Here is a 25,654-nt window from a genome sequence, read left to right on the forward strand (position 1 = left end):
CAGCAAGGGCTGGCCATGAGCGACTATTTGCTGGAAGAGGCGCCGCTGAGCAGCGGCGCCATCTATCGTTTGTTTTGCGGAACGATCTGTCCGCGCCCCATCGCCTGGGTGTCGACCCATGATCGAGACGGTAATACCAACCTGGCGCCGTTCTCCTTCTTCAATGTGGTGAGCGTGGCGCCGCCGGTGCTGGGTTTCTCGCCGCTGCTCAACGGCGAAGGCCAGCCCAAGGACACCATCCGCAACCTGGAGCAGGTGCCGGAGTGCGTGGTGCACATCAGTGGCGAAGCGCTGGTGGAGGCGATGAACGTCACCAGCGCCAGCCTGCCGGCGGGAGAAGACGAGTTCGCCCTGGCGGGGCTGGAGAAGGTGACCATGCCGGGGTTGTCGGTGCCGCGGGTGGCGGCTGCCCCGGTGGCCTTCGGTTGCCGACTGCGCGAGATCGTACGCTTCGGCGACCAGCCCATGGCGGGCTGCCTGGTGCTTGCCGAGGTCGTGTCAATCCACGTTGACGATGCGATATGGAATGGCCGCCATGTCTCGGTGGACGAGCTCAAGCCCATCGGGCGCATGGCGGGCAGCGACTATGCCCGTACGAGTGACCTGTTCGGGGTGGAAAGGCCGGCCTGAACGGAAACTAGTCCGCCTTGCCGCCGAGCGTTTCCCGGTCGAAGGCGGCGGCTTCGGCCAGCAGCCAGTCGATGAATCGACCGACCGCGGGCGGTGCGTCGCCGGTGGCGGGCACCAGCAGGTCGTAGGTCATGGGCGAGGCGAGAACGTAGCGTTCGCCGAAGGGGCGCACGAGGATGCCGCTCTTCAATCGATCCATCGCGATGGGGTGGTTGGCGAGCATGATGCCGTGCCCGGCGATGGCCTGATCCAGGGCCAGGCCGAACAGCGAATAACGGCGCTGTGGTGGGGCGACCTTGTCGCCGACGCCGGCGGCCTCGAGCCATTCGCTCCAGCCGGGAAAGTCGATCCCTTGTCGCGATTCCCAACTGACGTCCAGCAGGGTGTGCTCGGCCAGGTCGGCGGGTTCCCGCAGAGGCTGGCCCTGTTGCAGCAATGACGGGGCGCAGACGGGAAACAGTTCATCGGCGAACAGGCGATGGCTCGTCACGCCCGGCCAGGGGCCACGGCCATAGCGAATCGCCAGGCGCGCGCCGTCGCCTTGCCAGGCGGGCACGGTAAGCGATTGGTTGGCATCGAGGGAGATGCTGAGCTCCTGCTCCGAGGCTTCGAAATTTGCCAGACGCGGCAGCAGCCACAACTGCAGGAAGGAGGGTGGGGCGCTCAGCGACAGGGTGGCGGCGCTGCGTGCCCGCTCCCTTGCGGCCGCGACCCCCGCGGCGATGCGCTCCAGGCCGCTGTCGATGTCGGCGGCCAGGTGGCGTCCGGCCTCGTTCAGGCGGACGCCGTTGGCGTGCCGATCGAAGAGAGGAATCCCCAGCCTATCCTCGAGCTGCTTGATCTGTCGGCTGACCGCACCGGGAGTGACACCCAGGCGGCCGGCGGCGGTCTTGAAGCTTCCCTCCCGTGCCGCTTCGGCAAACGCCCGGAGTGCGTTGAGGGGCAGGCGCTCGATCTTCATAGAGTGATTTTTCCTGAGCCTAGGGCGGCCGAGTAATCGTTTGGAGCAAGTTCTAACAGCTGCTTGACTGGCGGTATTCATGGTCAAGGAGGCAGTATGGAACACACCAGGAGATTGACTCAAACTGAGTCTGTGGCGAGCACAGCCACACGCCGTCACATCGACTTGCCGGCGAGCGGCCTGATGGTGCTGTTCTGCCTGGCGCTCGGGCTTCAGCAGGTTGCGATCAAGGCGGTCGCTGCCGATATCTCGCCGCTGGCGCAGATCGCCCTGCGTTCCACCATCGCGGCGCTACTAGTGGTGGCCTTGGCCTACCGGCATGGCTTGCGGCTGGCCGATTTTCGCGCCCGCCTCGGGCCAGGGCTATTGGTGGGGTTGGGGTTCACCGCGGAATTCGTGTTCGTGGCGTGGGGGCTGAACCATACGCTGGCATCGCACATGTCGGTGTTTCTGTACACCGCGCCGGTGTTCGCCGCGCTGGGGCTGCATTGGTGGGTGCCAGGCGAGCAACTGACGAGGCGGCAGTGGGCGGGTGTCGGGTTGGCCTTCGCCGGCATGGCCATGGCGATGGCGCCGACGACCGCTGTCGAGAACGCCGGAGCCATCCTGCTGGGCGATGCCCTGGGGCTGCTGGCGGGTCTCTCCTGGGCCGCGACCACGCTGGTGATTCGGCGCTCGTCGCTGTCCGAAGCGCCGCCGGTCCAGACCTTGTGCTACCAGCTCGTCATCGCCGGCCTGTTGCTGTTGCCCGTCGCCACGCTACTGGGCGATCTCGGCCGCATTCATGCGACCGGTGGCGTCATCGCCAGTCTGGCCTTTCAGACACTGGTGATCTCCTTTGCCGCGCTGTTGCTGTGGTTCTCGCTGCTGCGGCGCTATTTCGCCTCGCAACTGGGTATCTTCTCGTTCCTGTCGCCGGTATTCGGCGTGCTATTCGGCGCTGCCCTGCTCGGCGAACCGCTGACGATGAATTTCATCGCCGGTGGCATTGCGCTGTTGGCCGGACTGCTGATGGTGACGCGCTAGGGGGCCGGTCCGGCATGCCCATCGACTGCTTGCAGAGAATTCGCCATGAGCGACTATCCTGCTAGATAGGCATCGCTCGCAGCCCCCTCTATCCTCCGTTCTGCCCGCCGATTTGCCCGCGCCAGTGCCAACACGTCTTGACGATGCAGGATCGCATCCCGTACCGCCTCAGTTAGCCGGCGACACGGCCACAAGGGAATTGGAATCATGAGAAAGCGTCCTTCGCCCCAGGGTCCGAGCCGTTCGCAGGACCTCTGGCGGCAATCGGCCACGACATTAGTGGCCCTTATCCGATCCGGGGAAGTATCGAGCCGCGAGGTGATCGATGCGCACCTGGCGCGGATCGAGGCGGTCAATCCAACCCTCAACGCTGTCACTGTCATGCTGCTCACGTCGGCTCGTGAGACGGCGGATGCGGCGGACGCCTATCGTAAAAAGATGGGGGAACGCGATCTGCTGCCCCTGCACGGGGTGCCGATCACGGTGAAGGAGAATATCGATTGCCTCGGTACCCCGACCACCTTCGGCCTGGCCGCGAACGCCAATGCTTTGCCACAGCAGGATGCACCGGTGGTCGAGCGGATGCGCGCCGCCGGCGCCATTCCCATCGGGCGTACCAACATGCCGGAAATGGGCCTGCGGGTCTCTACCAGTAACCCGTTCAGAGGGCTGACGCGCAATCCGTGGAACGCACAGCTGACCGCGGGGGGCAGTAGTGGTGGAGAAGGTTCGGCCGTGGCGTCCGGTATGTCGCCGCTCGGCATCGGCAATGACATCGGCGGATCACTGAGAAATCCTGCGTTCTGCTGCGGTGTCGCGGCATTGAAACCCACCCAGGGGCGCGTTCCCTTCGGGGGGGCCGGCGACGGCTTCCTGAGTGCCCAGGTGATGCTGACCGATGGCCCCATAGCCCGCAGCGTGGCCGATCTCAGGCTCGTGCTGGAGCAGGTTCACGGGCAGCACGTGCGCGATCCTCGTTCGGTCACGGTGGCGCTGGAAGGCCCACGAGTCCCGCGACGTGTTGCCATGGTGACATCGCTGCCTGGCACTATTGTCGAGCCGACTATTGTCGCCGGCGTGCAGGCGGCCGGCGAGGCACTTGCTGCTGCCGGTTACCAGGTGGAGGAGGCGATACCGCCGGAAATCGAGCTGATCAACCATCTCTGGACGCAATTCCAGATGTCCGACCTGAGCCTTACGGCCGAGCCGATGCGTCCTATGCTCAGCGCGGAGGCGGCCATGCTCATGGATGCCCTGATCGCCAAGGTTGATCCGACGGTGACCCATGCCGCGCTGTATCAGGAGCGTTCGCGTCTCGGCCGGGCCTGGGCGGCGTTCTTTGCGGAGTATCCCATTATTCTGGGACCCGTCTGGCCTTCGGCACCGTTCGTGCATGATGCCGATGTCGCATCGCCCGCCGGCGCTGATCTGATGCTGAGCATGCAGTGGTTCGTCACCCCCGGCAATCTGCTCGGCTTCCCCGCTGTCGTGTTGCCGACCCAGCCGATCGACAACGCACCGATGACCGTTCAGCTGTACGCCGATCGCTTCCGCGACGACCTGGTGCTGGAGGCGGCCGAGGTCATCGAGGCCGCGTTTGGGCCGTGCACGCCGGTAGATCCCTTTGTAGCTTGAGACGCTTCCTGGGCTTTGTCTGAAAAGTCGGCGAGCGAAGGCCAGGCAAGGCAAAAAATGGCGAAAAGACGGAGTTTACGGGGTGTAAATGAGTACTTTGAGCCTATTTTTAACGCCGTATGGCCGAGCGCAGCCAGTTTTCGGACAGAGCCTAGCTCGGCGGCTGTTTTCTGATGGAAATCACCGGCAGGCTCGTCAGATCGACTTCCCCGTGCTGGCTGGTCACGGTAAACCGGCTCTGGCCTCCTTGCTGCTGGGCAAAGCCACTGATGCGATGGTCAAGAGTGTCATAGACCCGGAGGGAATCTTCGGTCTGCACGACGAGGCGCCGAGCCTGGGCAAAGTAGGCGTAGCGTAAACCGTTCTGCTCGCCGGTCGCGCTGGGAGTGCCGAGTTCCGCCGGCCACCAGGCAGGGTTCTCTTCCGCGGCGGGCCAAGCCGACTGATGGGCAACTATCTCACCCGCTTGCTCACCAATCATCTCCCCAATCTCGTGGCACAGCGCATCCACGCGAGCGTTCAAGGCATGGTTGAGAGGGTCGCTCAGCATCAGCATGCCACCCTGCATCCATTGGCCGGGGCCGCCGAATTCGGGATGCGAAAACATCGCCATCTGGCCATTACCGTCGGCCACGGCCGATACCATGTGCGCAATGGCGTCGCGACTGAAAGCGTGACGCTCGGCGAGCTCGTCGACAATGGCGAGTCCCTGGGGGCTGAGTGCGTGCATGACGGTTTGACTCACAGTTCTCCTGCCAGCTTCTTCTCTACCAGCTCCAGGCGGTCCTGACCCCAGAACGGCTCCCCTTCGACAACGTACCAAGGAACGCCGAAGCAGCCGGCGGCGATGGCCTGCTCGCAGGCCGCGTCGAGGCGCTGCTGCCCTTGATCTTCTTGTGCTTCCTGTAACAACGCCTGGCCATCCAGGCCGCAGGCGTCTGCTATCTCGCGCAGCGTGGCGAGGTCGGCAATGTCGCGCTCCTCGGCCCAACAGGCCCTGAGTATCGCTAACGCCAGTTCGGCAATGTCGTGCCCCTGGGCCTTGGCGGTCAGCGCCAGGCGCGCCGCCGGGCGATCATCGGTAGGGAAATGCTTGGGTTCCACGTTGAGCGGTACACCGAGCTGGTGTGGCCAGCGTCGCAGCTCCGCCAGGCGATAGGCCTGGCGTTCGGGCGCGCGCTTGGGCAGCGGCAGCCCGCCTGTCCTGGGGAAGATGCCGCTGACCGAGACCGGCACGTAGTCGATCGTTGCGCCGTGGCGGGCGGCGATCTCGCCGAGCCGGGCATGGCCCAGGTAGGTCCAGGGTGATACCAGGCTCAGATAGTAGGTAATGTGCTTGGGCATGGATTGCTCCTCTCGTCCGTTGCATACGGTTACCAGAGGCTAGCTCGCCCGGGGCAAGGTGTCCCGTTATTGTGTCCAAGACAGGACATCGCGATTGCACGCGGCGCGGTGGCGCGAATACCAAGCTCTCAGTCGTTTTGACTAAGCCTTTATGTTGAGGAAAGCGCTATGGTCAGCCATTGGGCCTCTCTCCGACAACAATACCGAGTACTTCCATGCGTCTTCGATTCCGCTCCCTTCGACTGCTCGTCGTCGCCCTGGCCGGTGCCTGTCTTCTGGCCGTGACGGCTGCGCTGGTGAGCTATTCGCTGGTGTCCGCTTCGCGCACCCAGGACGTGGTAGCCGAACACACCCAGTCCCTGCTCGAGAGCGGCATCGACCAGCGGCTCTCCTCGCTGGCCCACGCCGAAGCCGAGCGCATTCGCAACGAACTGGATCGGGCGCTGACTCTGGCCAGCCAATTGGCCCATACCAACGCTCTCATGGGAATGCCGGGTGAGGATGGCCGTCCTCAACTACGCCTGAGCCGCAAGGAGCTCTCCCAACTGGTGCGTCACACGGTGGTCGAGAATGCCGAGTTGCTGGATGCCTATATCGGCTGGGAGCCCAACGCCTTCGGTGCCGATGCCATGTATACCGAAACCGGGTTTGCCGAGGGCAGCGGACGCTTCCGCCCTTGGTGGGTCCGCGAGGCCGATGGCAGCATGCGACTGGGCGTTCTCACCGAGGAGAACATGGAAAGCGAGGCGCCGCTGGGCAACGGCATGCGACGGGGCGAATACTATCTCTGTCCGCGCGATACCCTGGCGCCCTGCATCATCGACCCGGCAGCCTACGATTATGCCGGGGTCATGCGCATGGTCACCTCTTTCAACGTACCGATCGTCGTTGAGGGTGAGTTCCGCGGTATCGCTGGTGTCGACATGTCGGTGGATTTCACCCAGGAGTTCCTGACTCAAGCCAACCAGGGGCTTTATGACGGCGCCGGCGAGATGGCGCTGATTGCCTCGCTGGGCAGCGTGGCGGCCTATACCGCCGATGACGGCTCCCTGGGGGAGGCGGCTGGGCAGGTGATGGGCGATGCGGTACAGCAGCGCATTCTCGAGGCCCAGCGCAGCGGTGAGATGCAGCGCATAGAGGATGCCGACGGCATGCTGGAACTCTACTTGCCCTTCAGCGTCAGCGACGACCAGGCGCCCTGGGTGCTGCTCACCCGTCTGCCGCGGGAGGTGGTGCTGGCCGAGTTGGGTGCACTGCAGCGTACCCTGGGCGACCAGCGTCGCCAGCACTTGTGGGGCATGGGGCTGGTGGGGCTGCTGGTCGCCGGCCTTGGCCTGGTGGCGATCTGGTTGGTGGGCGGTGGCATTGCCAGGCCGTTGCGGGAGCTGGCCGGGCGTATGCGCCAAATCGCCTCCGGCGACGGCGACCTGACCCAGCGTCTGCCGGTCGAAGGGCGTGACGAGAGCGCAGAGCTGGCCATTCAGTTCAATGCCTTCGCCGACAAGATCCATGACGTGTTGCTCGAGGTGCGCGTAAGCAGCGAGGCGGTGCGTGTCGCCGCCACCGAGATCGCCAGCGGTGGACAGGATTTGTCGCGGCGTACCGATACTGCCGCCGCCAGTTTGCAGCAGACCTCGGCTTCGATGGAGGAAATCACCAGTACCGTGGAGCACACAGCCGAGTCCGCTCGTGAAGCCAATGCGCTGTCGCAGTCGGCCTCCGAGGTTGCCGCTCGCGGTGGTGAAGTGGTGTCTCGGGTGGTGTCCACCATGGATGAGATCAACGGCGCCTCGCGCCAGATCGCCGAGATCGTCACTGTGATGGATGGCATCGCCTTCCAGACCAACCTGCTGGCATTGAACGCCTCGGTGGAGGCGGCCCGCGCCGGCGAGCAGGGGCGGGGCTTCGCCGTGGTTGCCGGTGAAGTGCGCCAGTTGGCCAGCCGTTCGGCGGCCGCCGCGCGAGAGGTAAAGGCCCTGATCGATGCTTCGGAGACGAAGGTACGCAGCGGCTCCGAATTGGTCACTCAGGCCGGCGCGACCATGAACGAGATCGTCACCAGCGTTTCCCGAGTGAGCGACGTGCTACAGCAGATCACCGCGGCCACCGGCGAGCAGAGCGACGGCATCGGCCAGGTCAATGTGGCGGTCGCCGAGCTGGACCGCATGACCCAGGAGAATGCCGCCCTGGTTGAAGAATCGAGCGCCGCCGCCGAGCGGCTCGAGGAGCAGTCGCTGCGCCTGGCCGAGGTGGTGGGTGCCTTCACCCTGGCCGATACGACCCGGGCTCCGCTCCGCTCCCCTGTCGCCTTGCCGGCAGCGACAGCCTCGCGGATCGAAGAGGATGCCTATTATCGATAAGGCTCAGCCCAGCACTTTGCCTTCGCGCCAGTAGCCCATGCTGCTGACGTAGCGCTTGGGCAGCCCGCATTCGTTGACCAGGTAACGGCGAATGCCGAGCGCCACCTTGCTCTCGGCGGCGATCCAGGCGTAGAAGGGGGCGCCGTCATCGGCCGTTGCGGCTTCCCAGAGCAGCTCGTCACCGGGCTCCTCATGGACATCGGCATTGGCGTCGACACTCTCGGGCTTGCCGCCGAGGCTTGCGACTTCGGCGCGCAGGTCGATGTCGCGCACGGCGCGCAGCAGCCGCCCGCCGTGGGCGCAGCCGGGTGTGGCATCACGCGGCAGCCAGCTGACCTTGGCCGTCGAAGGAAGTGTCTGGGTATCGTCGCCCAGCGGCACCTCGATCAGTGCCTCCACCTGCGGACGATCGGCACGCACGGCGAGTTCCTCCAGGATGCCGGCCGCCGCCGGCAGGGCGGTTTCGTCGGCCACCACCAGGATGCGCTTCACGCCGCGCGGCGGCTTCCACTCGTAGCCCACGCCGGCGCTCTCCACATCGGCGACCGGGGCGGTCATGGCCAGGCGATCGCCTGGCTGGGCGCGCATGGCCCAGCTCGAGGCGGGCCCGGTATCACCGTGCAGCACGAACTCGACGTCCACTTCGCCACGTTCGGCGCGCAGCTCGCGAATGGTGTAGGTGCGCATTGGCGGGCGCAGGGCTTCCGGCAGGGCGCGATAGGCGGCGTACCAGTCGTCGGGTTCGCCTTCGACGCAGCCGAACAGAGCATCAAGACTACCGCTGCCGATGGGAAAGAACAGCTTGATGCGTTGATCCGGCGCGTAGGTCGCCATGCGCGATACATCGGAGCCGGTGAAGGTGAACCTGACCAGCGAAGGGCTGACCTGGGTGCGGCGGGAAAGGGTAATGTCGAAGACTTGGTAGCTCTGCTTGGCCATGGTGGCGGGACTCCGCGAAAGATGGCAGCAGGCTAGCATTCACGATAATCATTCTCAATAATGGCTCTCAATAATATTATGCCTCCGGGGCTGTCCTCCGGCGGCGTTTGCGTGCTGGGCGCTGGCGCTTACTGCGCTTCCGGCGGCACCAGCTCGTCCGGCACCTCGATGCCGATCTCGCGGTAGTAGCGCAGCGCGCCGGCATGCAGCGGGGTGGCGGTGTTCTCCACCGAGATCTCCGGGCTCATGCCCTGGGCCGGGGCGAAGGTCTGGCCCAGCTTCTCGATGTTTTCCCAATAGGCGCGCGTGAACTCGTAGGCGGCGTCCTCGTCGAGGTCGCTGGTGGCGGCGATGCCGATATAGGTGCCAAGGGTGGTGGCGGCCGGCATGTCGCGGTAGGTGCCTTCGGGGATCTCGGTGGGCGCGAGGAAGGGCAGCGCCTCGGTGGCGGTGGCGACCTGCTCGTCGGTCAGCGAGAGCACCCGCAGCGGGCGCGAGGAGTGCACTTCGGTGAAGGCCGGGATCGGCGGGATGCCGTTGTAGCTGAAGCCGACGATGCGTCCGTCGACCACGGCATCGGCGGCATCGGACATGCTCATGCGCTGGAAGTCCGGCGCGATGCCCAGGGCGTTGAACACCAGCTCGGTGATGTACTCACCACCGCCGCCGATGCTGCTGGGGTTGAAGCGTTCGCCAGCGAGATCCTCGAAGGTCTCGATGCCGCTGTCCTGACGTACCGCCCAGTGCATGGTCGAGGGCGCCACCCACAGCACCATGCGCATCTGGTCGATGGCGTCGTTCTCGTAGCGCCCCGTGCCGGTGTAGGCCTCATAGGCGCCCGGCGCGTCGATCAGGCCCATGTCGAGCTCGCCACGGCCGAGGCGAATGGCGTTCTCCCGCGAGCCGCCGGTCTCGCGCACCGATACCTCGAGCGGGGCGTCGGCGCTGACCAGCCGCGAGAGCTCCGAGAAGCCGAAGTACCAGCCGGAGGCGGCCGGCGATGTGCCGATACTGACCGCTTGCTGGGCCGCCGCTGGTGCGGCCAGACTGGTGATGAGCGCCGCCGCGGCAAGTGGCTTCAGGGCATGCTGGAATGAGCTGGGCAATCTCATGGCGGATCTCCTCGTTTGTCGTTGTGGTTGTACACGGCCTGTTTACTCGGCCAGGTTCTTCACCGGCTGACCCGCGTCGAAGGCCAGCAGGTTGTCGAAGGCGTCTCCGAAGTAGAGCTCGTAGCTGTCCTTCTCGACGTAGCCCAGGTGCGGCGTGGCGAGGAAGTTGGGCAGTTCGAGCAGCGGATGGCGCGTCACGGGCTCTTCTTCGAACACATCCACCGCAGCACGGCCCGGCCGGCCGGCACGCAGGGCGGCCTCCAAGGCGCCCGGCTCGATCAGCGGCGCTCGGCTGGTATTGACCAGCAGGGCGCTGGGCTTCATGCGTGCAAGATCCTCGGCGGTGACGATCCCCTGAGTACCGTCATTGAGTCGCAGGTGCAGGCTCAGCACGTCGCTGCGTTCGAACAGCTCGGCCTGGCTTCCCGCTACTTCGAGGCCGGCTTCCACGGCGCGGGCGCGGGTGCTCTCGCGGCCCCATACCAGCACGTTCATCTCGAAGGCCTGGCCGTAGCAGGCCATCAGCTTGCCGATCTTGCCGTAGCCGAAGAGCCCCAGGGTGCGGCCCTTGAGACCGGTACCCAGGGTGCGCTGCCAGCGGCCGGCCTTGAGGTTCTCGAACTCCTCGGGAATGTGGCGCATGGCGGCCAGCACCAGGCCCCAGGTGAGTTCGGCTGCGGCATGGGGCGAGCCGGTGCCGGCCATGACCGTGACCCCGTGACGCTTGCAGGCGACCATGTCGACGTGGGCCGCGCCGCCGCCGGTCTGGCTGATCGCCTTGAGTCGGGGCAGCCGGGCCAGCAGTGAGGCGGTGATCGGTGTGCGCTCGCGAATCAGCACTAAGGCGTCAGCATCACCGAAGCGTTCCACGAGGGCGTCCTGATCGGTCACGGTGTCGTTGTAGAGGGTGACGTCGTGGCCCTCCAGCTTGGCGAAGGCGTCGAGATGGCGCACGCAGTCCTGATAGTCGTCGGGTATCACGATCTTCATTGGGCAGGCTCCTTGCTGGCCACAGGTGAAGAAGAAGCTTCTAATGTGCTGCGATTCTGGCGATATTGCCAGGCCCATACGCCGCCGATCAGGGCGATGCCCAGTGCGTCGGTGATCCATTGGCCGCTGATCAGCATCAGGGCCGCGGCCAGCAGCAGGCCGCGCTCGGGCCAGGAGCAGGGGCGCAGGAAGTAGCCGATGGTGGAGGCCGCCAGGGCAATGATGCCGAGCACGCCGCTGCCTACCGCCAGGGCGATCTCCAGCCCCGTACCGTTGCCCAGCAGCGGCGGGTGGTAGATGAACATGTAGGGGATCAAGAAGCCGCCCAGCGAGATCTTGGTGGCGGTGAGCGCGGTGTGGAACCAGTGCGAGCCGGCGATGGCGCCACCGATGTAGGCGGCCAGTGCCACCGGCGGAGTGACGCCGGAAAGGATGGCGAAGTAGAGGATGAACAGGTGGGCCGAGAGGCTCGGCAACCCGGCCTCGACGAAGGCCGCGGCGACCACGGAGGCAGCCAGCATGTAGGCCGCGACGGTGGGCAGGCCCATGCCGAGGATGATCGCCACCACCATGGCCAGCAGCAGTGTCACCAGCACGTCGCCGCCACTGACGACGAGGATCACCGAGGAAACCTTGAGCCCCAGGCCGGTGAGGCTGATCACCGAGGCGATGATCGCCACGCTGCCGATGATCACCGCGATCATGGCCGCGGTCATGGCGCCGGCTTCCAAGGCGGCCGGCAGCGACTTCAGGCGCTCGACGAAGGTGCCGGGGCTGCGCCAGGAGAGCAGATAGAGCAGCAGGGCGGTGAAGTAGGCGGCTACCGCGGCGGTGGTGGGGGTGTAGCGCATCACCAGCAGGGCGATCAGCACCGCCAGCGGAATCACCAGCGTTTCGATGTTGAACAGGCCCTCGCGCAGGGTGGGACGCTCCGACTTGGGGATCGGGTTGAGGCCCAGGCGCTTGGCTTCGAAGTGCACGCTCATCCATATGGCGAGATAGAACAGCAGCGCCGGGATCAGCGCCGCACCGATGATGTTCAGGTAGCTGGTCGAGATCACGTCGGCCATGACGAAGGCCGCCGCGCCCATGACCGGCGGCAGGATCTGACCACCGGTGGAGGCCGAAGCCTCGGTGGCGGCGGCGAAGCGCGGGCTGTAGCCATTGCGCTTCATCAGCGGGATGGTGAACACGCCGGTAGTGGCCACGTTGGCGGCGGTGCTGCCGCTGATGCTGCCGAACATGGCGCTGCACAGGGTGGCGGCCTTGGCCGGTCCGCCCGCCATGCGTCCGGTGGCGGCATTGGAGAGGCGCATGAAGGTATCGCCGCCACCGGTGGTGACCAGCAGCGCGCCGAACATGATGAAGATCACGATTACCGTGGAGGAAGTGCGCATCAGGCTGCCGTAGATGCCGGTGGGGCTCATGTAGAAGGTGGCCACCAGGTCGTCCCAGCGGAAGCCGCCATGGCCCCATACGCCGGGCAGGTAGTGGCCGAAGGCCGCATAGGCCAGGGCGATCAGCACCAGGATGGGAAAGGCCAGGCCGATGGCGCGTCGGCAGGCTTCCAGCAGCAGCAGGATGGCCGAGGCGCCGAGCACCAGGTCCAGCGTGGTAGGCATCAGGTAGCCCAGTTGGTAGATGATGCGATCAAAGTGATAGACGTAATAAGCGCTGATCGCCACGCCCAGGGCGATCGGCACGATGTCGAACCAGGGAACGCGGTTGGCGTCGCGGGCTCTGCAGTTGTAGGCCAGGAAGATCAGCGGGAGGGCGAACAGCAGGTGTACCGCGTTCTGGGTGTTCACCGGGCCGGTTACCGCCGTGTAGAGATGGAACAGGGCCATGGCCACCGCGGCAAGGCGTGTCACCAAGAACCAGAAGCCCGTGAGCTTACGCTTTCCCGAGTCCTCGGAATATTTTTCGACCACTTTTGCGTTCTGGGGGGCGTCCATCGGTTGACTCCCACGCCGTCGCCTCCGGGAGGCGACGACGTGTCAGGCTGCGTTATCTCTGCCCCGCATGGCATGTCGGCGGGACACGTGCGGCTGGGTTACTGCGCTTCGGGGGGAATCACGTCATCGGGGATGTCGAGCCCCAGCTCCTGGTAGTAGCGCAGCGCACCGGCATGTAGCGGGAAGGTGGCGTTGTCGATCACGGTCTGCGGGGTCACACCCTCGGCGGGCTTGAACGAGGCGGCAACCTGCTCCTGATTCTCCCAGTACGCCTTGGTGATCTCGTAGACCAGGTCGTCGTCAAGATCGGCGTTGGCCGCCACGCCCATGAAGATGCCGAGCGACGTGGCCTCGGGCATGTCGCGATAGGTGCCCTCGGGAATCACGGTGCCGGTCAGGTAGGGCAGTTCTTCGGTGACCTGGTCGACCTGTTCGTCGGAGAGCGAGAGCAGCCGCAGCGGGCGCGACGAATGCACCTCGGTGAAGGCCGGGATCGGCGGCACGCCGTTGTAGCTGAAGCCGACCAGGCGGCCGTCGACAACGCCCTCGGCGGCATCGTCGATACGCATGCGCTGGAAGTCGGGTTCGACGCCGAGGATCTCGAACACCAGCTCGGTGATGTACTCGCCGCCACCACCAATGCTGCTGGGGTTGAAGCGTTGCCCAGTGAGGCCTTCGAAGGAGTCGATGTCGCTGTCCTGACGCACCGCCCAGTGCATGGTAGAGGGGGCGATCCAGTAGATCAGCCGGGCATCCGGGTTGGGCGTATCCTCGAAGCGACCGGTGCCGTTGTACATCTCGTAGCCCACCAGCGCTTCGGTGAAAGCCAGGTCAAGCTCGCCGCGGGTCAGGCGGATGGCGTTCTCGCGGGTGCCACCGGTCTCGCGCACCGTGATCTCGTAGGGCGTGTTGGCACTGATTACCCGTGCACCCTCGGAGATGCCGAAGAACCAGCCGGTACCGGTGGGAACGGCTCCCAGGTTGAGCGAAGTATTGGCCTGGGCGCCAGTGGCGGCCAAACTGCTGATCACCAGCAGGGAAGCGGGAATGAGATGGCGTGTCTTCCAGGTGAAACAAGTCATTGTTATGTCCTCATCTGATTCGAGAAGCCGTTGTTGTCCAGGCGTATGCCGTGAAGCTTCCCTGATCGAATCGAGCCACAGGAGCCTGGTATGAGCGTGTCCCATTGCGGCGCGAAAAAGGCGATCGTGTCTCGCCATGCTCTATTGATACCCTCTCGAAAGGGCCTTGTGTATTGGTGATTCAAGACCCTTCCTTCGCGGATGGAGAAGGCTGAAAGTGATCTATTACTTGCTGCAGTCGCGAAGAAAAAAGGCAGTTCAGGCCGATCTTTCAAGCGCTGATTCCTCCTTTCCAGTGGCCGAAAGCACCAGATGATCGACGAACAGTCGGGCTGCCATGGAAAGCCGCTCCACGTCCTTCACGTAAATGCTCAGTTCGCGTCTGGCCCAATCGTCGCGGATCGTCAGCACCTTGACCTGCAGGCCGCCCACATACTGGCGGATGGCACCCCTTGGCACCACGCCAATGCCCAGACCAGCCTGCACCATCATGCAAAGCGCGTCGTAGCTGGTGACCTGGATGCGCAACTTCAGCGGCCGGTTGGCGAGACTTGCGGCCTTGAGCAACTCGAGGTTGATGGCACTAGAGGTGTGCAGGCCGACATAGGCGTGGTCGAGGCTTTCGCGAAACTCGATGCTTTCATGCCGGGCCAACGGGTGGTTGAGTGGAGTGACCAGTACCAGGTTGTCAGTGTGATAAGGAAATTCGGCCAGGTCATAGCCGTGGGTGAGCTTGGCGCAGATGCCGATGTCTGCGCCATTGCTCATGACTTCCCTGGTGATGATCGGGCTGACTTTTTCTTCTAGATGTACGCCGATATCGGGATACTTGGCAAAGAAATGCTGGGTTTCACCGGGCAGGTATTGGGTAATGGCCGACATGTTGGCGTAGACCCGAATGTTGCCCCGCGCACCGCTGGCATATTCCTGCATTTGCAGGTCGAGATCCTCCAGGCCATGAAGTACGCCACGAGAGAGGTTGAGCAGGGCGTTGCCGGCGGGTGTCAGTTCCACTCCCCGGTTATTGCGTCGCAGGAGTGGCGTGCTGAAGTGCGCCTCGAGTTCGCTCAAGCGTTTGCTGACAGCCGATATGGCGATGAACTCCGCCTCGGCCGCACCGGTGATGGTGCCCATTTCGGCAACGCGCACGAACAGCCGCAGCGAAGTCGGATCCAGCCTGGTCATCATGTCATCCCTGGGCAGCCGCCCGCCGGTCGCCTATCTCGGCATCGGTATGACGACTCCACAGCCCCTCGCCAAGGCTCGTCCGGAGGGGGAGCGGCTCGAGGAACTGCTCGAGCCTTCGATGGGTGTACTGGGCCATCTGAATTCTCGCCGGTCATATTGTCGTTGTCGTTGTCATTGTCGTTGATCGAGTGGCGTTGCATCGATAATTGTATGCAACTATGCTCGATTTTTGACAAATTTAGGTCAGGAATGCGCCTTCGGGCAAATTATCGTACACAACTTTGGTGCTGGCAGGGCCATTACCCCTTGCTTCGCATCCTCAGGAAAACCGACCATGACCGCCGCCGATCGTGTCTATCAGATCATCAAGCAGCGCATTCTCAACGGCCGGTATCCGGCGGGGAGCTATGTACGCGAGGCCACCATCGGCCAGGAGCTGGAACTCAGTCGTACACCGATACGCGAGGCCTTGCGACGCTTGGTGTCCGATGGCTGGGTAGAGGCGATACCGCATCACGGCGCCCGGGTGGTGGCTTGGACCCAGCGCGACGTGGAGGAGGTATTCGAGCTGCGTGTACTGCTCGAACCCCAGGTGGTCAGGCGCGCCGCCTCGCGTATCACGCCCGAGCGTCTCGCAACGCTCGAGGCGCTGGCCGAGCGCATGGATAGTCTGGCGGAACGTGACGATGAGGTGACCATCGAGGAGATCGCCATGCTCAACAATCAGTACCACGCCGAACTCGTGGCCGCCGCGGACAGCCCTCGCTTGCAGCGCTTGCTGGAAACCATCGTGCAAATACCGGTGTCTCGACGCAGTTTTCATCACTACACCGCCGAGGAGCTGCACGGAAGCATGCAGCATCACCGTGAACTCATCCGCGCGCTAGCCGCCGGGGACGGCGAGTGGGCCGCCTCGGTGATGCGTGCCCATATCCTCGCGGCTCGTGCAGCTCAGCTTCGCCCCACGGCGGGAGAGGAGGTGGGCGAAGCGTTGCGACGACGCCTGGGCTGATCCATCGCATCTTTTCGTGCGTCCACCGCAGCGCTCTGCAGCGTTTGAGCAGCGTCTGCGCCTTGGCGCCTTTCACCTTCGGGGCGGTGGACTCCGGCTATGCGCGCCGTGCGCTGATGGTATACCTTGTTTTCCATTGCCTTGGTGACTGCACCCTGTTCGGGAAATTCGTCCGTACCTGTTTATTATGCTGTTTTCATTGGTCAACTGAGTCTTTGTGCGCTTCTTGTGAATAATCGATTATTTTGTGTTGACAGGTTTTTTGCGCTTGGCTAGGCTGGCTTCTGAGAGTGTTGGTATACCAATTGCTCGGATTGCCGAGCCGAACGGGGTAGACCTATGCGTGCCGTGGATACGGGTTCCTCTGCTCTACGCTCCTTGGGTGAGCTCAAGCAGGAGCTGATCAAGGACTACAACGAGGTCAACCACCGTATCTTCGGTATCGGCGTGGTGCGCCAGAAGGTCGACGTTCAGGGTGACAGGATTCTTATCCTTGCCCTGCACAAGCGAGTGCCGGCGCTGGGTTACCTCAATGGGCTCAACAGCAACGTGAGCGAGCTGGCAGACCACTATCTCATCAAGGGCTTCAAGCACGAATTCAGGCAACTGCTGGTGGAGAAGTACGGTTTCGAGATCCTGTCCATCTTCAAGGACTACGACGCCGAAGCCGAGCTCTCCGCCACCGTGGTGGTAATGAAGAAGGATGTGCGCGACTACCTCTGACGCCACCTGCGTCGGGCATGGTCCGCAAATCTGCAGGCAAGACGTTGACTGGTGATGTGAACTCGCCCTGAGAAGGCGAGTGCTCGAGACCGTCAGCGCAGTTGGAGGCATCAGGCCTCCTGCTGTGCTGGCGGTCTTTTTTTATGGCTACGAGAGGAGAACAACGATGGCCAAGGTAGCGGATATCGTCAATGCGATGAGCGTGATCACGGGTGGCAGGACGGTCTCGTCCATGGAGGAGGTGAAGCGGGGCGACCATCCTTTCGTGATCCTCAAGTCTTCGGGCATCTACGGCAAGGAGGTGTTGGAGATACCCGGGCTGATCTATGGCGACCCGCACAAGGAGGTGAAGAAGATCGCCGTATGCATGACCATGACGGAGCTGGTGATCGAGCTGGCCGGTGCCACCGGCGTGGATGCGGTGGTGGCGCACCATCCCATCGCCGATGCCGCCAGCTGCGGCGGGGTGACGCTGAAGAACTACCTCGACCTCTACGACGTGGCGGGGCTGGAGTGCCATGAGGCCTTCCACGGCCTGCACCCCGGGATTCCCTACTTGCACGGCCACAAGGTGCTGAAAGGCAGCATTTCCTATGGTGGCGTTCACGGCAACATCATGTTCGTCGGCCGCGCACTGCCGGGCATCGCCACCCTGGGTGACATCCTCGACCGGCTGGATGGCTTCATGGCGCTGGATCAGGACCGTGCCCTGCTGGCCGAGGAGCGGCTGGTGCGTGGTATCGAGGAGATCCGCGAGACCAGCGTCGAGACCCGCGGCTTCATTCACCTGGGCGAGCGCGAAAGCCGGGTCGAGAACATACTGCACATCTTCCCGCATACCGGCTTCTCGCCGGAGAATCTGCGCCAGGCGGTGGCCGAGAACCCCGGCGTGGACACCGTGCTGGCCTCGATCAGCCGCGTCTACGCCGGACACGCTTTGATCGAGACAGCCCGGGAGCTGGGGCTCAACTTCCTGGTCGGTAACTGCCACGTGATGGAGATCCTGGAGAACGGGCTGCCCCTGGCCCATGCCCTGGCCGAACTGCTCGAGGGGGTGGAGGTGGTGCTGTTCCGTGACCGGGTCACTTCCACTCCGGTGCACCGGGTGGGCAACGATGCGATGCAGGTCTACGCCCGGGAGATGGCGGCGAAACACCTGCTGGGCAAGCATGCATTGAGCGAGACCTAGACAGTTAATGACAAAATAGACACAAGTTATCCACAAGCGCCCGATCAATAACAAGGTCTGTCCAAAAACAACAGAGGCACCGACATGAAGACCTCAATCACTACCCCTGAAGCGAAACCCTCCCTGCCTGCGAGCAAGCGGGCCTGGAAGCGCATCGAAGTGGTCGGCATCGTACTGCTGTGCATCTGCCTGCTGATGCTGCTGCTCTCTCCCACCAGTCTCTCGGGGCTGTTCAACTCGATTCTAAATTCCGTGCGGCCGGTGGTGGTCGACGTCTTCCTTACCGGTGTGGTCGGCACTGCGATCATCGTCAGCGTGATCATCGGCCGCCTGCTCGAGCGGCTGGGCTTCACCGATGCCCTGGTGCGCATCTTCGTTCCCGCCATGAAGCTGCTGGGTGTCAATCCGGCGGTGATCATCCCCAGCGTCTACAACATCTTCGGCGATATCAATGCGGCGGGTAAGATCTCCGGCCCGATCCTCAAGAAGGCGGGCGCCACCAAGGATGAACAGAAGCTGGCCGTGGCCACCATGGTGCAGTCGCAGCAGTCGTTCTCCACCTTCATGCTGGGGCTGATGGCGCTGACCTTCGCGGGAGTGAACGTCTTTGCCGTGGTGCTGCTGGCGGTGTTCCTGCCGCTAGTGGTCGTGCCGCTGATCCTGTCGAAGGTGCTCTATCGCGACGTCAAGCGGGTCGAGATCGGCCATCTTCCGACCTTCACCCCCGACCGCGACTTCATGCCCACGCTGTTCAGCGCCGCGCGGGAGGGCGTCGAGCTGCTGCTGCTGATCCTGATTCCCGCCGTGGCATTGGTCTTCGCCGTGATCGGCGTACTCGACCATGTCGGCATCTGGGCGCCGATCGAGGCGGGCCTGGGCAAGGTCATGCTGCTGTTCAACATCCATCCGGAAACCGGGGTGCTGGCGGTGCTGGTCAGCCCGACCCTGGCCATGGGGCAACTTCAGAGCATCGCCGCCGATCTCGACCCCTCACTGGTGGTGGGCTCGTTCGTGCTGGCTTCCTCGGGCCTGCCACTGTCGGCCGTGTTTGGCCAGGTGCCGGTGGTGTGGGCGGAGAGCTCCGATCTCTCCGAGCGTGAAGCCATGGGTGCCGCCGTATTGGGCATTGTCATGCGCCTGGCAACGGCGTTCCTGATTGCCTTCTTCGTCACCCCGCTGGTGGTATAGCAACCAAACAAAGGCACGACCGGCCGGTCAGCACCGGCCGGCCGTTCCAAGGAGCCAAAAGCTTCCAATAATTTTGCCCGGTTGATTAGATGGGGTTAGCGTTCCGCCGTAACCTCCTCGAACATTGCTCTACCGCGGTCCAGGATCAGCTGTCGGTCTTTCTCCAGCATCAGGCCATCGGCCACAAGCTCGCTCACTGCCGCGTCGAGTGCTGTAGCATAGGCGGTCGCGTCCACGTAACGGGCATCGACCGGTATCCTGCTGTCCCTATTCTCATCTTGGTTTTGCAATGTAGCGGCAAAGGGAAGATAGCTGCCTTCGAGCCCGCAAAGGCTACCGCCCGCGAACCCATCGTTACGAAGGTTCCAGCCCCACGAGGTTCCCAGGGGCGCAGCCAATGCCGGGTCGCGCACGCCACCTAGAGGATTGCCATCTTCGTCGAGCTGAGGCACCAGAACCGGATAGCTGGGGCCAGCCGTAGGCGGAACTGTCGAGTGATCTCGCATTCGCAACTCGTTATAGACCGGGATGATTGCGCCCAGTCCCGGATCTGGTATACGCAGATCGCCGAGAGCCACTAGTGTGCCATCCGCAACGGAGGGATAGCGACTTGCCGGCGGTTCCCTACCTTCACTGACCCAAGCTTGCATAGCTGTGAGCAGCCCCCGCATCACCGGCGCGACACTCAAGGGGTTGGTGGGAAAGCGGCAAAGCTGGGTCTGCACGCTGGTGGTATCCCATGACTTGAAATGCGGCGTACCGGATAGGAAGTAGAGTCGCACATTTTCCGGCATCTCCAGCGGTTCACCCGAAGGCGACGTCGAGATAAGCGCTGCGCGTGCCTGCCAGAACTCAGTCGAGGTGTCGGTATGCATGATCTTCGGACAAGTTCCGTCGGCTTCACACGCAGACATGATAGACCCGCTCAGCCCACTCAGCGGATCGGTGATCTCGGTATAGCTGAAGGGAAACTGATCTCCATAAAAGTCGTGATCTTCATGCTGGCGCGAATAGCGCCCGGGTTGGGCGAATCGTGTGTTGGTGAAAGATTTCCGCGACCCGGCGATATGGGGAATGGCTCCATCCAGCACTTGCGCTCCGGATTCGTCGGTGTTGAAGCCCTGCCAGATCAAATCGCGCAGGAAACGGCCCGATTGTGAAATACCAACGCCGAGCACATGTTCCACGTCTTCCAACAGAGCTTCGGCCTCATGCCCGGGATTTCCACGCAGCCAGGAAATCACGTCACTCGTTGCGGCGAAAGCCATACCCGCAGGGACCGAATCTCTTGCCGGGTAAATGAATTCCAAGATGGCTCCGGCATCGAGTTCCGCTGGGCGTGTGATCTCGATCTCGGTCGGAGATAAGTAGCGGAATGACAAGCCCGCGACTGTGCTTCGTGGATCCTCGGGGCGCAACCTGACAGTCAGGGTGGCGAGCTCCGGATCTTGATCCACTGCGGGATAGCTAAGTTGTACCGTGCTGACGGTGCCCGGATCGTCAAAGATGATCTCTTCCCGGACAAGACCCGTGATGTCATTCAGGATTGGAAGCGACATCTGCATCAGGCCGTCCGGCAACGCCGTTTGCCAACCGCTCCAGACGATCGTGTAACCCTCGGTCATCAGATGGCCGTCGCCCGCCTCTTCCACCGTAGCAGGGATCGCTGTCGAATCCGTGAGGTTGAAAAGATTGAACAACAGATTCCGCCCACGGTTTGGCACGTCGTAAAGCAGTGTGCCGTTGCCTGCGGCTGCTGAGATCGGCCGCAGGATGCTGACCTCGGTCGTCCAACGCACCTTGCCGTCGGAATCCTGTGGTACGTGCTCCAGATCAACGATGCGCTTGCCGCGAGGGCTTTCGGGATCGATGGCCAGGTAGGCAATGCCATCGATCCGCTCATATTGGCCTACCGAGCCAAAGGAGACCGCATCGAATGCCGGGCTGACCCGGTTCACGACCTCGAACCGCTCCACCAGAGCGTAGGCCGGCTTAGTAAAACCAATGGCGCAGGTGACCATCAGCGGCACTAGCCGCACGATATAGCGGTTCATGTGTTTCCCTCCCAGGCGTTGCCTACCGATAGATGTCCTGATAGCGATTGCGCAGCTCGTTCTTCTGCACCTTGCCCATGGTGTTGCGCGGCAGGCTGTCGACAAAGAACACCCGCTTGGGCTGCTTGTACTTCGCCAGCCGCCCTTCGAGATGAGCGAGTATCTGCTTCTCCTCCAGCGCGGCGTCCGGCTCCGGTACCACCACGGCGGTCACGCCTTCGCCGAAGTCCGGGTGCGGCAGGCCGATCACCGCCGATTCCACCACGCCCTCCATCTCGTCGATGACCTGTTCGACCTCCTTGGGGTAGACGTTGTAGCCACCCGAGATCACCAGGTCCTTGTCGCGCCCGACGATGTGCACGTAGCCCTGCGCGTCGGTCATGGCCAGATCGCCGGTGATGAAGAAGCCATCCTCGAGCAGTTCCTCGCGGGTCTTCTCAGGCATGCGCCAGTAGCCGATGAAGACGTTGGGGCCGCGAATCTCGAGCATGCCGATCTCGCCCTGGGGCACCGGCTCGTGGGTCTCGCGGTCGGTGATGCGGTACTCCACCCCTGGTAGCGGCATGCCTACGGTGCCGGCACGGCGCTCGCCGTCGTAGGGGTTGGAGATGTTCATGTTGGTCTCGGTCATGCCGTAGCGCTCGAGAATGGCGTGCCCGGTCTTTGCCGCGAAGGCCTGGTGGGTCTCGGCGGTGAGCGGGGCGGAGCCGGAGACGAACAGGCGCATGTTGGTGGTGACCTCGGGGGTGAGGCGCTCGTCCGCCACCAGGCGGGTGTAGAAGGTGGGCACGCCCATCAGCACCGTGCCGTGGGGCATCTCCTCGAAGATCGTGTCGGCATCGAACTTGGGCAGGAACAGCATGCTCGAACCGGCCATCAGCGTGACGTTGCAGCCGACGAACAGGCCGTGGGTGTGGAAGATGGGCAGGGCGTGAATCAGACGGTCCTCGGCGGAGAAGCGCCAGGCCTCCACCAGGGTGGCGGCGTTGGAGCCCAGGTTGCGATGGGTCAGCATGGCGCCCTTGGAGCGCCCCGTGGTTCCCGAGGTATAGAGAATCGCGGCCAGGTCGTCGTCCGCCCGCGGTTCGATGCCCGTGTGGGGTTCGGCCCGCTGAGCCAGCTCCATCAGGCTGCCGTCGGCATCGGTGCCCAGCGTTTCCACCGCGGGGCAGCCCGACTCTTGCGCCACCTTGCGCGCCGCCTCGAAGGCGGCAGGGCGGCAGACGAACAGTGCCGGTTCGGCGTCGGTGAGGAAATAGCGGATCTCATCGGCGGTATAGCCGGTATTGAGCGGCAGATAGACGCCGCCCATGCGCAGGCAGGCGAGGTAGAGCAGAATCGCTTCGGGGCTCTTGTCGACCTGCACCGCGACACGGTCGCCGGGGGTCACGCCCAGCTCGATCAGGGCGCCGGCCAGGCGGGCGCTGGCCTCCAGGGTGTCACTATAAGAGTAGCGTCGTCCTTCTCGGGTGATGATGAAGTCGGCGTCGCCGCGGTCGCGCATATGGGCGGCGAAGGTTTCGAAGAGGTTGTGACTCATTTGGCTGGCTCTCCCTTGGCCATTTTCCTGGCGCGGCGGTTGAGGTCGCGGACCTCGTTGGAACAGACCACGGTGGCGTTGGCGGTGTAGTTCTCATGGTTACGCTCGATGTCGTCGAGCACGTAGAGGTAGTTGACCATGAGTCCGACGGCCTGCTTCAAGCCCTTGGGCGAGATATCGCCGAGCCAGTTGATGCGATGCAGCTCGGCACCGTTGCCGAGATGGAAGCGTGCCACCGGGTTGAGCGGCAGTCCGTGGGCATTTTTCTCCTCGACCAGGTAGCGGGCCGCCAGCGGCTTGACTACGGCCTTGAGTCGCTCGCTCTGGGCGGGGTCGAGATGCCACTCCGGGGCGTCGAGCTCGTGCAGCACTTGGCCCAACTCGTCGGGTAGCGTTTCATCGTCGCGCCGCTCGGCGAGCCAGTGGGCAAAGCCCGGCACCGGGGAGAGCGTGACAAAGTACTTGAGCTGCGGCAGCTCCAGCTTGAGCTCCTGCACCACCTGCTTGATCAGGAAGTTGCCGAAGGAGATGCCGCGCAGGCCGGTTTGGCAGTTGCTGATGCCGAAAAAGGCGGCGGCATCGGCGGCCTCGGGGTCGTCGATGTCGCGCTCGCCGGCGCTCTCGCCCGACAGGATGGGTTGGATACGGTCGGGCAGCCCCTTGCACAGCGCCACCTCGACGAAGATCAGCGGCTCGTCGCCGATGGCGGGGTGGAAGAAGGCGAAGCAGCGGCGGTCGCGGGCATCGAGGCGCCGGCGCAAGTCGTCCCAGTCGCGGATCTCGTGCACCGCCTCGTAGCGAATGATCTTCTCCAGTATCGAGGCCGGGGTATTCCAGTCGATGCGCTTGAGCATCAAGAAGCCGCGATTGAACCAGGAGCCGAACAGGTGGGAGAAGTCGGCGTCGATGGCGCTCAGCTCCTGGCTATCGTCGCCGGCCCGGTCGCGCAACCGAGACAGCAGCCCTTCGCGCATGCGAACCAGCTCGAAAGTACCGTTGCTGGCCAGGTTGAGGCGCCGGAACAGCTCCTGGCGACGCGGCTCGCAGGCGTCGAACAGGGCATGCAGGCTGGGGTTGTCGCGGGCCTCGCGATAGGCCTCGTAGGCCTGGTCGATGAGTGCCGGGTCGGCGGCGAACTCGCGGGCCAGTCCCTCGAAGAAACGGGTGCGTTCGTCTTCCGTCAGCCGGTTGTACATCGACAGCGCGCGGCTGGCCAGGCTGATGCTCGAAGCCTCGCCATCGCTTTCCAGCAGCGCCCGGCAGGCCGCCAACATCTGGGCGTGGTCGGGCGCGCTGAGCTCGCCCTGCCGGCGCCATAGTCGGGCATCGCGCTGGGTGATGCTGTTGAACAGCTCCTGCAGGAAGGTCATGTTCATGATTCCACTCTCAGTCAGCCCATGATCAGGTTGGGCAGCCACAGGGCAATGCCCGGGAAGAAGCACAGCAGAAGGATGCCGAGCACCATGCACAGGGCGTAAGGTAGGCTGCCCATCAGGATGTTGCGCAGCGAGATGTCCGGCGCGATGCCCTTGATGATGAACAGGTTCAAACCCACCGGCGGCGTGATCAGGCCGATCTCCAGGTTGATGGTCAGGATCACCGCGAACCAGTAGGGGTCGAAGTCGGCGGCGAGGATGATCGGCAGCAGGATCGGCGCGGTCATCACGATCACCGCCACCGGCGGCAGAAAGAAGCCGGCGACCAGCAGGAAGAGGTTGATGATGCCCATCAGCACCCAGCGATTCACTTCCATGTTGGCGATGGCGGCGGCCACGGTCTGGGTGATGAACATCGAGGAGAGGGCGTAGGCGAACACCTCGGCGCAGGCGATGACCAGCATGATCATCACGCTTTCGCGCAGGGAGTCGCGCATGATCAGCTTGATCGGCCCCACCTGCCACATGCGGTAGATGAGCACCGCCAGCGCCACGCAGAGGAAGGCACCGACGCCAGCGGCCTCGGAGGGCGTGGCCACCCCGCCGTAGAGGGCGAACAGGATCCCTGCGATCACCGCCATGAAGGGCAGCACACGCACCAGCGCCTTGAGGTTGGCGTCGACGTTGGCCTTGACGTTCTGCTTCATCTTGACAGCGGCCTGGGCCATGGGGTTGTCATAGCCCCCCGCCAGGCGGCAGGCGATCATGGTCCAGGCCATGAACAGCCCGGCCAGCATCAGCCCCGGCATGACCCCGGCGATGAACAGCCGGCCGATCGAGGTCTCGGTGGAGATGCCGTAGATGATCATGGTCACCGAGGGCGGGATCAGGATGCCGAGGGTGCCACCGGCGGCGATGCAGCCGGCGGCCACGCCATCGGGATAGCCGCGGCTGCGCATCTCGGGAATGCCCATCTTGCCGATGGCGGCACAGGTGGCCGGCGACGAGCCGGAGAGTGCGGAGAAGATGGTGCAGGCGCCTATGTTGGACACGGCGAGCCCGCCCGGCAGGCGGCCCATCCACAGGTCCAGCGAGCGGTAGAGGTCGCGTCCGGTGGGCGAGGAGGCCACGGCGGCACCCATCAGGATGAACATCGGGATGGCGACGAAGCCGAACTCGGCAATACGGTCGAAGAAGGTCTCGCCGAAGTAGACCAGCTCCGGCAGGCCGCGGTCGTAGATGAGGGCGAGCAGCGATACGCCGCCCAGGGCGAAGGCGATGGGCGTACCGATGGCCATCAGCACGATGAGCGCAATGGCGACGATGATGCCCAGGGTAATCGGGTCCATG

At 63.8% G+C, this 25,654-nt stretch carries 21 protein-coding genes; 8 read left to right on the forward strand and 13 right to left on the reverse strand.

Features of this window, described 5'->3' with window-relative positions; all coding sequences use genetic code 11:
- The first annotated feature begins 15 nt into the window (after positions 1-15).
- Positions 16-630 carry a flavin reductase family protein gene (locus SPH52_RS15180; RefSeq protein ID WP_411795878.1) on the forward strand — a complete coding sequence of 205 codons (615 nt, stop codon included), beginning with the start codon at positions 16-18 and terminating at the stop codon, positions 628-630.
- Positions 631-637: 7 nt separating this feature from the next.
- Here the strand turns inward: SPH52_RS15180 and SPH52_RS15185 are convergent, their stop codons facing one another.
- On the reverse strand, positions 638-1,591 hold the full coding sequence (locus tag SPH52_RS15185; protein WP_411795879.1) for a LysR substrate-binding domain-containing protein: 954 nt from the start codon (positions 1,589-1,591) through the stop codon (positions 638-640).
- 96 nt (positions 1,592-1,687) lie between these two features.
- On the opposite strand from SPH52_RS15185, the gene SPH52_RS15190 reads away from it, so the two are divergent.
- Together SPH52_RS15190 and SPH52_RS15195 are read left to right on the forward strand one after the other, a co-directional pair.
- The gene (locus SPH52_RS15190; RefSeq protein WP_411795880.1) at positions 1,688-2,617 is read left to right on the forward strand and encodes a DMT family transporter; all 930 of its coding nucleotides are present in this window, start codon (positions 1,688-1,690) and stop codon (positions 2,615-2,617) included.
- A 207-nt stretch (positions 2,618-2,824) separates the two neighbouring features.
- Positions 2,825-4,252: an amidase gene (locus tag SPH52_RS15195; protein ID WP_411795881.1), complete on the forward strand. Its 1,428-nt coding sequence runs from the start codon at positions 2,825-2,827 to the stop codon at positions 4,250-4,252.
- A 151-nt stretch (positions 4,253-4,403) separates the two neighbouring features.
- On the opposite strand, the gene SPH52_RS15200 is transcribed toward SPH52_RS15195, so the two are convergent.
- Positions 4,404-4,997, reverse strand: a complete 594-nt coding sequence (locus SPH52_RS15200; RefSeq protein ID WP_411795882.1) for a hypothetical protein — start codon at positions 4,995-4,997, stop codon at positions 4,404-4,406.
- Positions 4,994-5,596, reverse strand: coding sequence for a 2-hydroxychromene-2-carboxylate isomerase (locus SPH52_RS15205; RefSeq protein ID WP_411795883.1), 603 nt, complete (start codon positions 5,594-5,596; stop codon positions 4,994-4,996). The genes SPH52_RS15200 and SPH52_RS15205 overlap by 4 nt, the downstream gene beginning before the upstream one ends.
- A 215-nt stretch (positions 5,597-5,811) precedes the next feature.
- On the opposite strand from SPH52_RS15205, the gene SPH52_RS15210 reads away from it, so the two are divergent.
- Entirely contained in the window at positions 5,812-7,956 is a 2,145-nt protein-coding gene (locus tag SPH52_RS15210) for a methyl-accepting chemotaxis protein (protein ID WP_411795884.1), read from the forward strand.
- A 3-nt stretch (positions 7,957-7,959) separates the two neighbouring features.
- Here the strand turns inward: SPH52_RS15210 and SPH52_RS15215 are convergent, their stop codons facing one another.
- From SPH52_RS15215 to SPH52_RS15240, 6 genes are all read right to left on the reverse strand, one after another.
- Positions 7,960-8,895 carry a siderophore-interacting protein gene (locus tag SPH52_RS15215; RefSeq protein ID WP_411795885.1) on the reverse strand — a complete coding sequence of 312 codons (936 nt, stop codon included), beginning with the start codon at positions 8,893-8,895 and terminating at the stop codon, positions 7,960-7,962.
- Between the two features lie 128 nt (positions 8,896-9,023).
- Positions 9,024-10,007 (reverse strand): TAXI family TRAP transporter solute-binding subunit, encoded by a 984-nt coding sequence (locus tag SPH52_RS15220; RefSeq protein ID WP_411795886.1) that lies wholly within the window; start codon positions 10,005-10,007, stop codon positions 9,024-9,026.
- Positions 10,008-10,049: 42 nt separating this feature from the next.
- Positions 10,050-10,997, reverse strand: a complete 948-nt coding sequence (locus tag SPH52_RS15225) for a D-2-hydroxyacid dehydrogenase family protein (RefSeq protein WP_411795887.1) — start codon at positions 10,995-10,997, stop codon at positions 10,050-10,052.
- Complete coding sequence (locus SPH52_RS15230) at positions 10,994-12,952, reverse strand: TRAP transporter permease (protein ID WP_411795888.1); 1,959 nt, start codon at positions 12,950-12,952, stop codon at positions 10,994-10,996. Before SPH52_RS15230 ends, SPH52_RS15225 begins: the two co-directional genes overlap by 4 nt.
- A 98-nt stretch (positions 12,953-13,050) precedes the next feature.
- Positions 13,051-14,034: a TAXI family TRAP transporter solute-binding subunit gene (locus tag SPH52_RS15235; RefSeq protein ID WP_411795889.1), complete on the reverse strand. Its 984-nt coding sequence runs from the start codon at positions 14,032-14,034 to the stop codon at positions 13,051-13,053.
- A 258-nt stretch (positions 14,035-14,292) separates the two neighbouring features.
- The gene (locus SPH52_RS15240) at positions 14,293-15,219 is read right to left on the reverse strand and encodes a LysR family transcriptional regulator (RefSeq protein ID WP_411795890.1); all 927 of its coding nucleotides are present in this window, start codon (positions 15,217-15,219) and stop codon (positions 14,293-14,295) included.
- Between the two features lie 337 nt (positions 15,220-15,556).
- Between SPH52_RS15240 and SPH52_RS15245 the strand changes: the two genes are divergently transcribed.
- The 4 genes from SPH52_RS15245 (at position 15,557) to SPH52_RS15260 (ending at position 19,334) form a co-directional block, all read left to right on the forward strand.
- Complete coding sequence (locus SPH52_RS15245) at positions 15,557-16,234, forward strand: GntR family transcriptional regulator (RefSeq protein WP_411795891.1); 678 nt, start codon at positions 15,557-15,559, stop codon at positions 16,232-16,234.
- Positions 16,235-16,573: 339 nt separating this feature from the next.
- Positions 16,574-16,957 carry a DUF2294 domain-containing protein gene (locus SPH52_RS15250; protein WP_411795892.1) on the forward strand — a complete coding sequence of 128 codons (384 nt, stop codon included), beginning with the start codon at positions 16,574-16,576 and terminating at the stop codon, positions 16,955-16,957.
- Positions 16,958-17,123: 166 nt separating this feature from the next.
- Positions 17,124-18,146, forward strand: coding sequence for a Nif3-like dinuclear metal center hexameric protein (locus tag SPH52_RS15255; protein ID WP_411795893.1), 1,023 nt, complete (start codon positions 17,124-17,126; stop codon positions 18,144-18,146).
- Between the two features lie 84 nt (positions 18,147-18,230).
- Positions 18,231-19,334, forward strand: a complete 1,104-nt coding sequence (locus SPH52_RS15260) for a hypothetical protein (protein WP_411795894.1) — start codon at positions 18,231-18,233, stop codon at positions 19,332-19,334.
- A gap of 95 nt (positions 19,335-19,429) precedes the next feature.
- Here SPH52_RS15260 and SPH52_RS15265 read toward each other — a convergent pair whose 3' ends face one another.
- Genes SPH52_RS15265 through SPH52_RS15280 form a run of 4 tightly spaced genes read right to left on the reverse strand, consistent with a single transcriptional unit; the run spans position 19,430 to position 25,653 of the window.
- Positions 19,430-21,388 carry an alpha/beta hydrolase domain-containing protein gene (locus SPH52_RS15265; RefSeq protein ID WP_411795895.1) on the reverse strand — a complete coding sequence of 653 codons (1,959 nt, stop codon included), beginning with the start codon at positions 21,386-21,388 and terminating at the stop codon, positions 19,430-19,432.
- Positions 21,389-21,410: 22 nt separating this feature from the next.
- Complete coding sequence (locus SPH52_RS15270) at positions 21,411-22,928, reverse strand: malonate--CoA ligase (RefSeq protein WP_411795896.1); 1,518 nt, start codon at positions 22,926-22,928, stop codon at positions 21,411-21,413.
- Positions 22,925-24,304, reverse strand: a complete 1,380-nt coding sequence (locus tag SPH52_RS15275) for a malonyl-CoA decarboxylase (RefSeq protein WP_411795897.1) — start codon at positions 24,302-24,304, stop codon at positions 22,925-22,927. Before SPH52_RS15275 ends, SPH52_RS15270 begins: the two co-directional genes overlap by 4 nt.
- A 14-nt stretch (positions 24,305-24,318) precedes the next feature.
- Positions 24,319-25,653 (reverse strand): TRAP transporter large permease, encoded by a 1,335-nt coding sequence (locus SPH52_RS15280; protein ID WP_411795898.1) that lies wholly within the window; start codon positions 25,651-25,653, stop codon positions 24,319-24,321.
- Between the last annotated feature and the right edge of the window lies 1 nt (position 25,654).

The sequence above is a fragment of the Halomonas sp. A29 genome (assembly GCF_046723295.1).
In the GTDB taxonomy this organism is placed as follows: domain Bacteria; phylum Pseudomonadota; class Gammaproteobacteria; order Pseudomonadales; family Halomonadaceae; genus Halomonas.

Excerpts from the sequence above, each read along its gene's own strand:
- SPH52_RS15195 (WP_411795881.1), top strand. The coding sequence starts at position 2,825 with ATGAGAAAGCGTCCTTCGCCCCAGGGTCCGAGCCGTTCGCAGGACCTC.
- SPH52_RS15205 (WP_411795883.1), bottom strand. The coding sequence starts at position 5,596 with ATGCCCAAGCACATTACCTACTATCTGAGCCTGGTATCACCCTGGACC.
- SPH52_RS15225 (WP_411795887.1), bottom strand. The coding sequence starts at position 10,997 with ATGAAGATCGTGATACCCGACGACTATCAGGACTGCGTGCGCCATCTC.
- SPH52_RS15245 (WP_411795891.1), top strand. The coding sequence starts at position 15,557 with ATGACCGCCGCCGATCGTGTCTATCAGATCATCAAGCAGCGCATTCTC.
- SPH52_RS15240 (WP_411795890.1), bottom strand. The coding sequence starts at position 15,219 with ATGACCAGGCTGGATCCGACTTCGCTGCGGCTGTTCGTGCGCGTTGCC.
- SPH52_RS15275 (WP_411795897.1), bottom strand. The coding sequence starts at position 24,304 with ATGAACATGACCTTCCTGCAGGAGCTGTTCAACAGCATCACCCAGCGC.
- SPH52_RS15260 (WP_411795894.1), top strand. The coding sequence starts at position 18,231 with ATGAAGACCTCAATCACTACCCCTGAAGCGAAACCCTCCCTGCCTGCG.
- SPH52_RS15270 (WP_411795896.1), bottom strand. The coding sequence starts at position 22,928 with ATGAGTCACAACCTCTTCGAAACCTTCGCCGCCCATATGCGCGACCGC.
- SPH52_RS15235 (WP_411795889.1), bottom strand. The coding sequence starts at position 14,034 with ATGACTTGTTTCACCTGGAAGACACGCCATCTCATTCCCGCTTCCCTG.
- SPH52_RS15280 (WP_411795898.1), bottom strand. The coding sequence starts at position 25,653 with ATGGACCCGATTACCCTGGGCATCATCGTCGCCATTGCGCTCATCGTG.
- SPH52_RS15265 (WP_411795895.1), bottom strand. The coding sequence starts at position 21,388 with ATGAACCGCTATATCGTGCGGCTAGTGCCGCTGATGGTCACCTGCGCC.
- SPH52_RS15190 (WP_411795880.1), top strand. The coding sequence starts at position 1,688 with ATGGAACACACCAGGAGATTGACTCAAACTGAGTCTGTGGCGAGCACA.
- SPH52_RS15180 (WP_411795878.1), top strand. The coding sequence starts at position 16 with ATGAGCGACTATTTGCTGGAAGAGGCGCCGCTGAGCAGCGGCGCCATC.
- SPH52_RS15210 (WP_411795884.1), top strand. The coding sequence starts at position 5,812 with ATGCGTCTTCGATTCCGCTCCCTTCGACTGCTCGTCGTCGCCCTGGCC.
- SPH52_RS15215 (WP_411795885.1), bottom strand. The coding sequence starts at position 8,895 with ATGGCCAAGCAGAGCTACCAAGTCTTCGACATTACCCTTTCCCGCCGC.
- SPH52_RS15220 (WP_411795886.1), bottom strand. The coding sequence starts at position 10,007 with ATGAGATTGCCCAGCTCATTCCAGCATGCCCTGAAGCCACTTGCCGCG.
- SPH52_RS15185 (WP_411795879.1), bottom strand. The coding sequence starts at position 1,591 with ATGAAGATCGAGCGCCTGCCCCTCAACGCACTCCGGGCGTTTGCCGAA.
- SPH52_RS15250 (WP_411795892.1), top strand. The coding sequence starts at position 16,574 with ATGCGTGCCGTGGATACGGGTTCCTCTGCTCTACGCTCCTTGGGTGAG.
- SPH52_RS15255 (WP_411795893.1), top strand. The coding sequence starts at position 17,124 with ATGGCCAAGGTAGCGGATATCGTCAATGCGATGAGCGTGATCACGGGT.
- SPH52_RS15230 (WP_411795888.1), bottom strand. The coding sequence starts at position 12,952 with ATGGACGCCCCCCAGAACGCAAAAGTGGTCGAAAAATATTCCGAGGAC.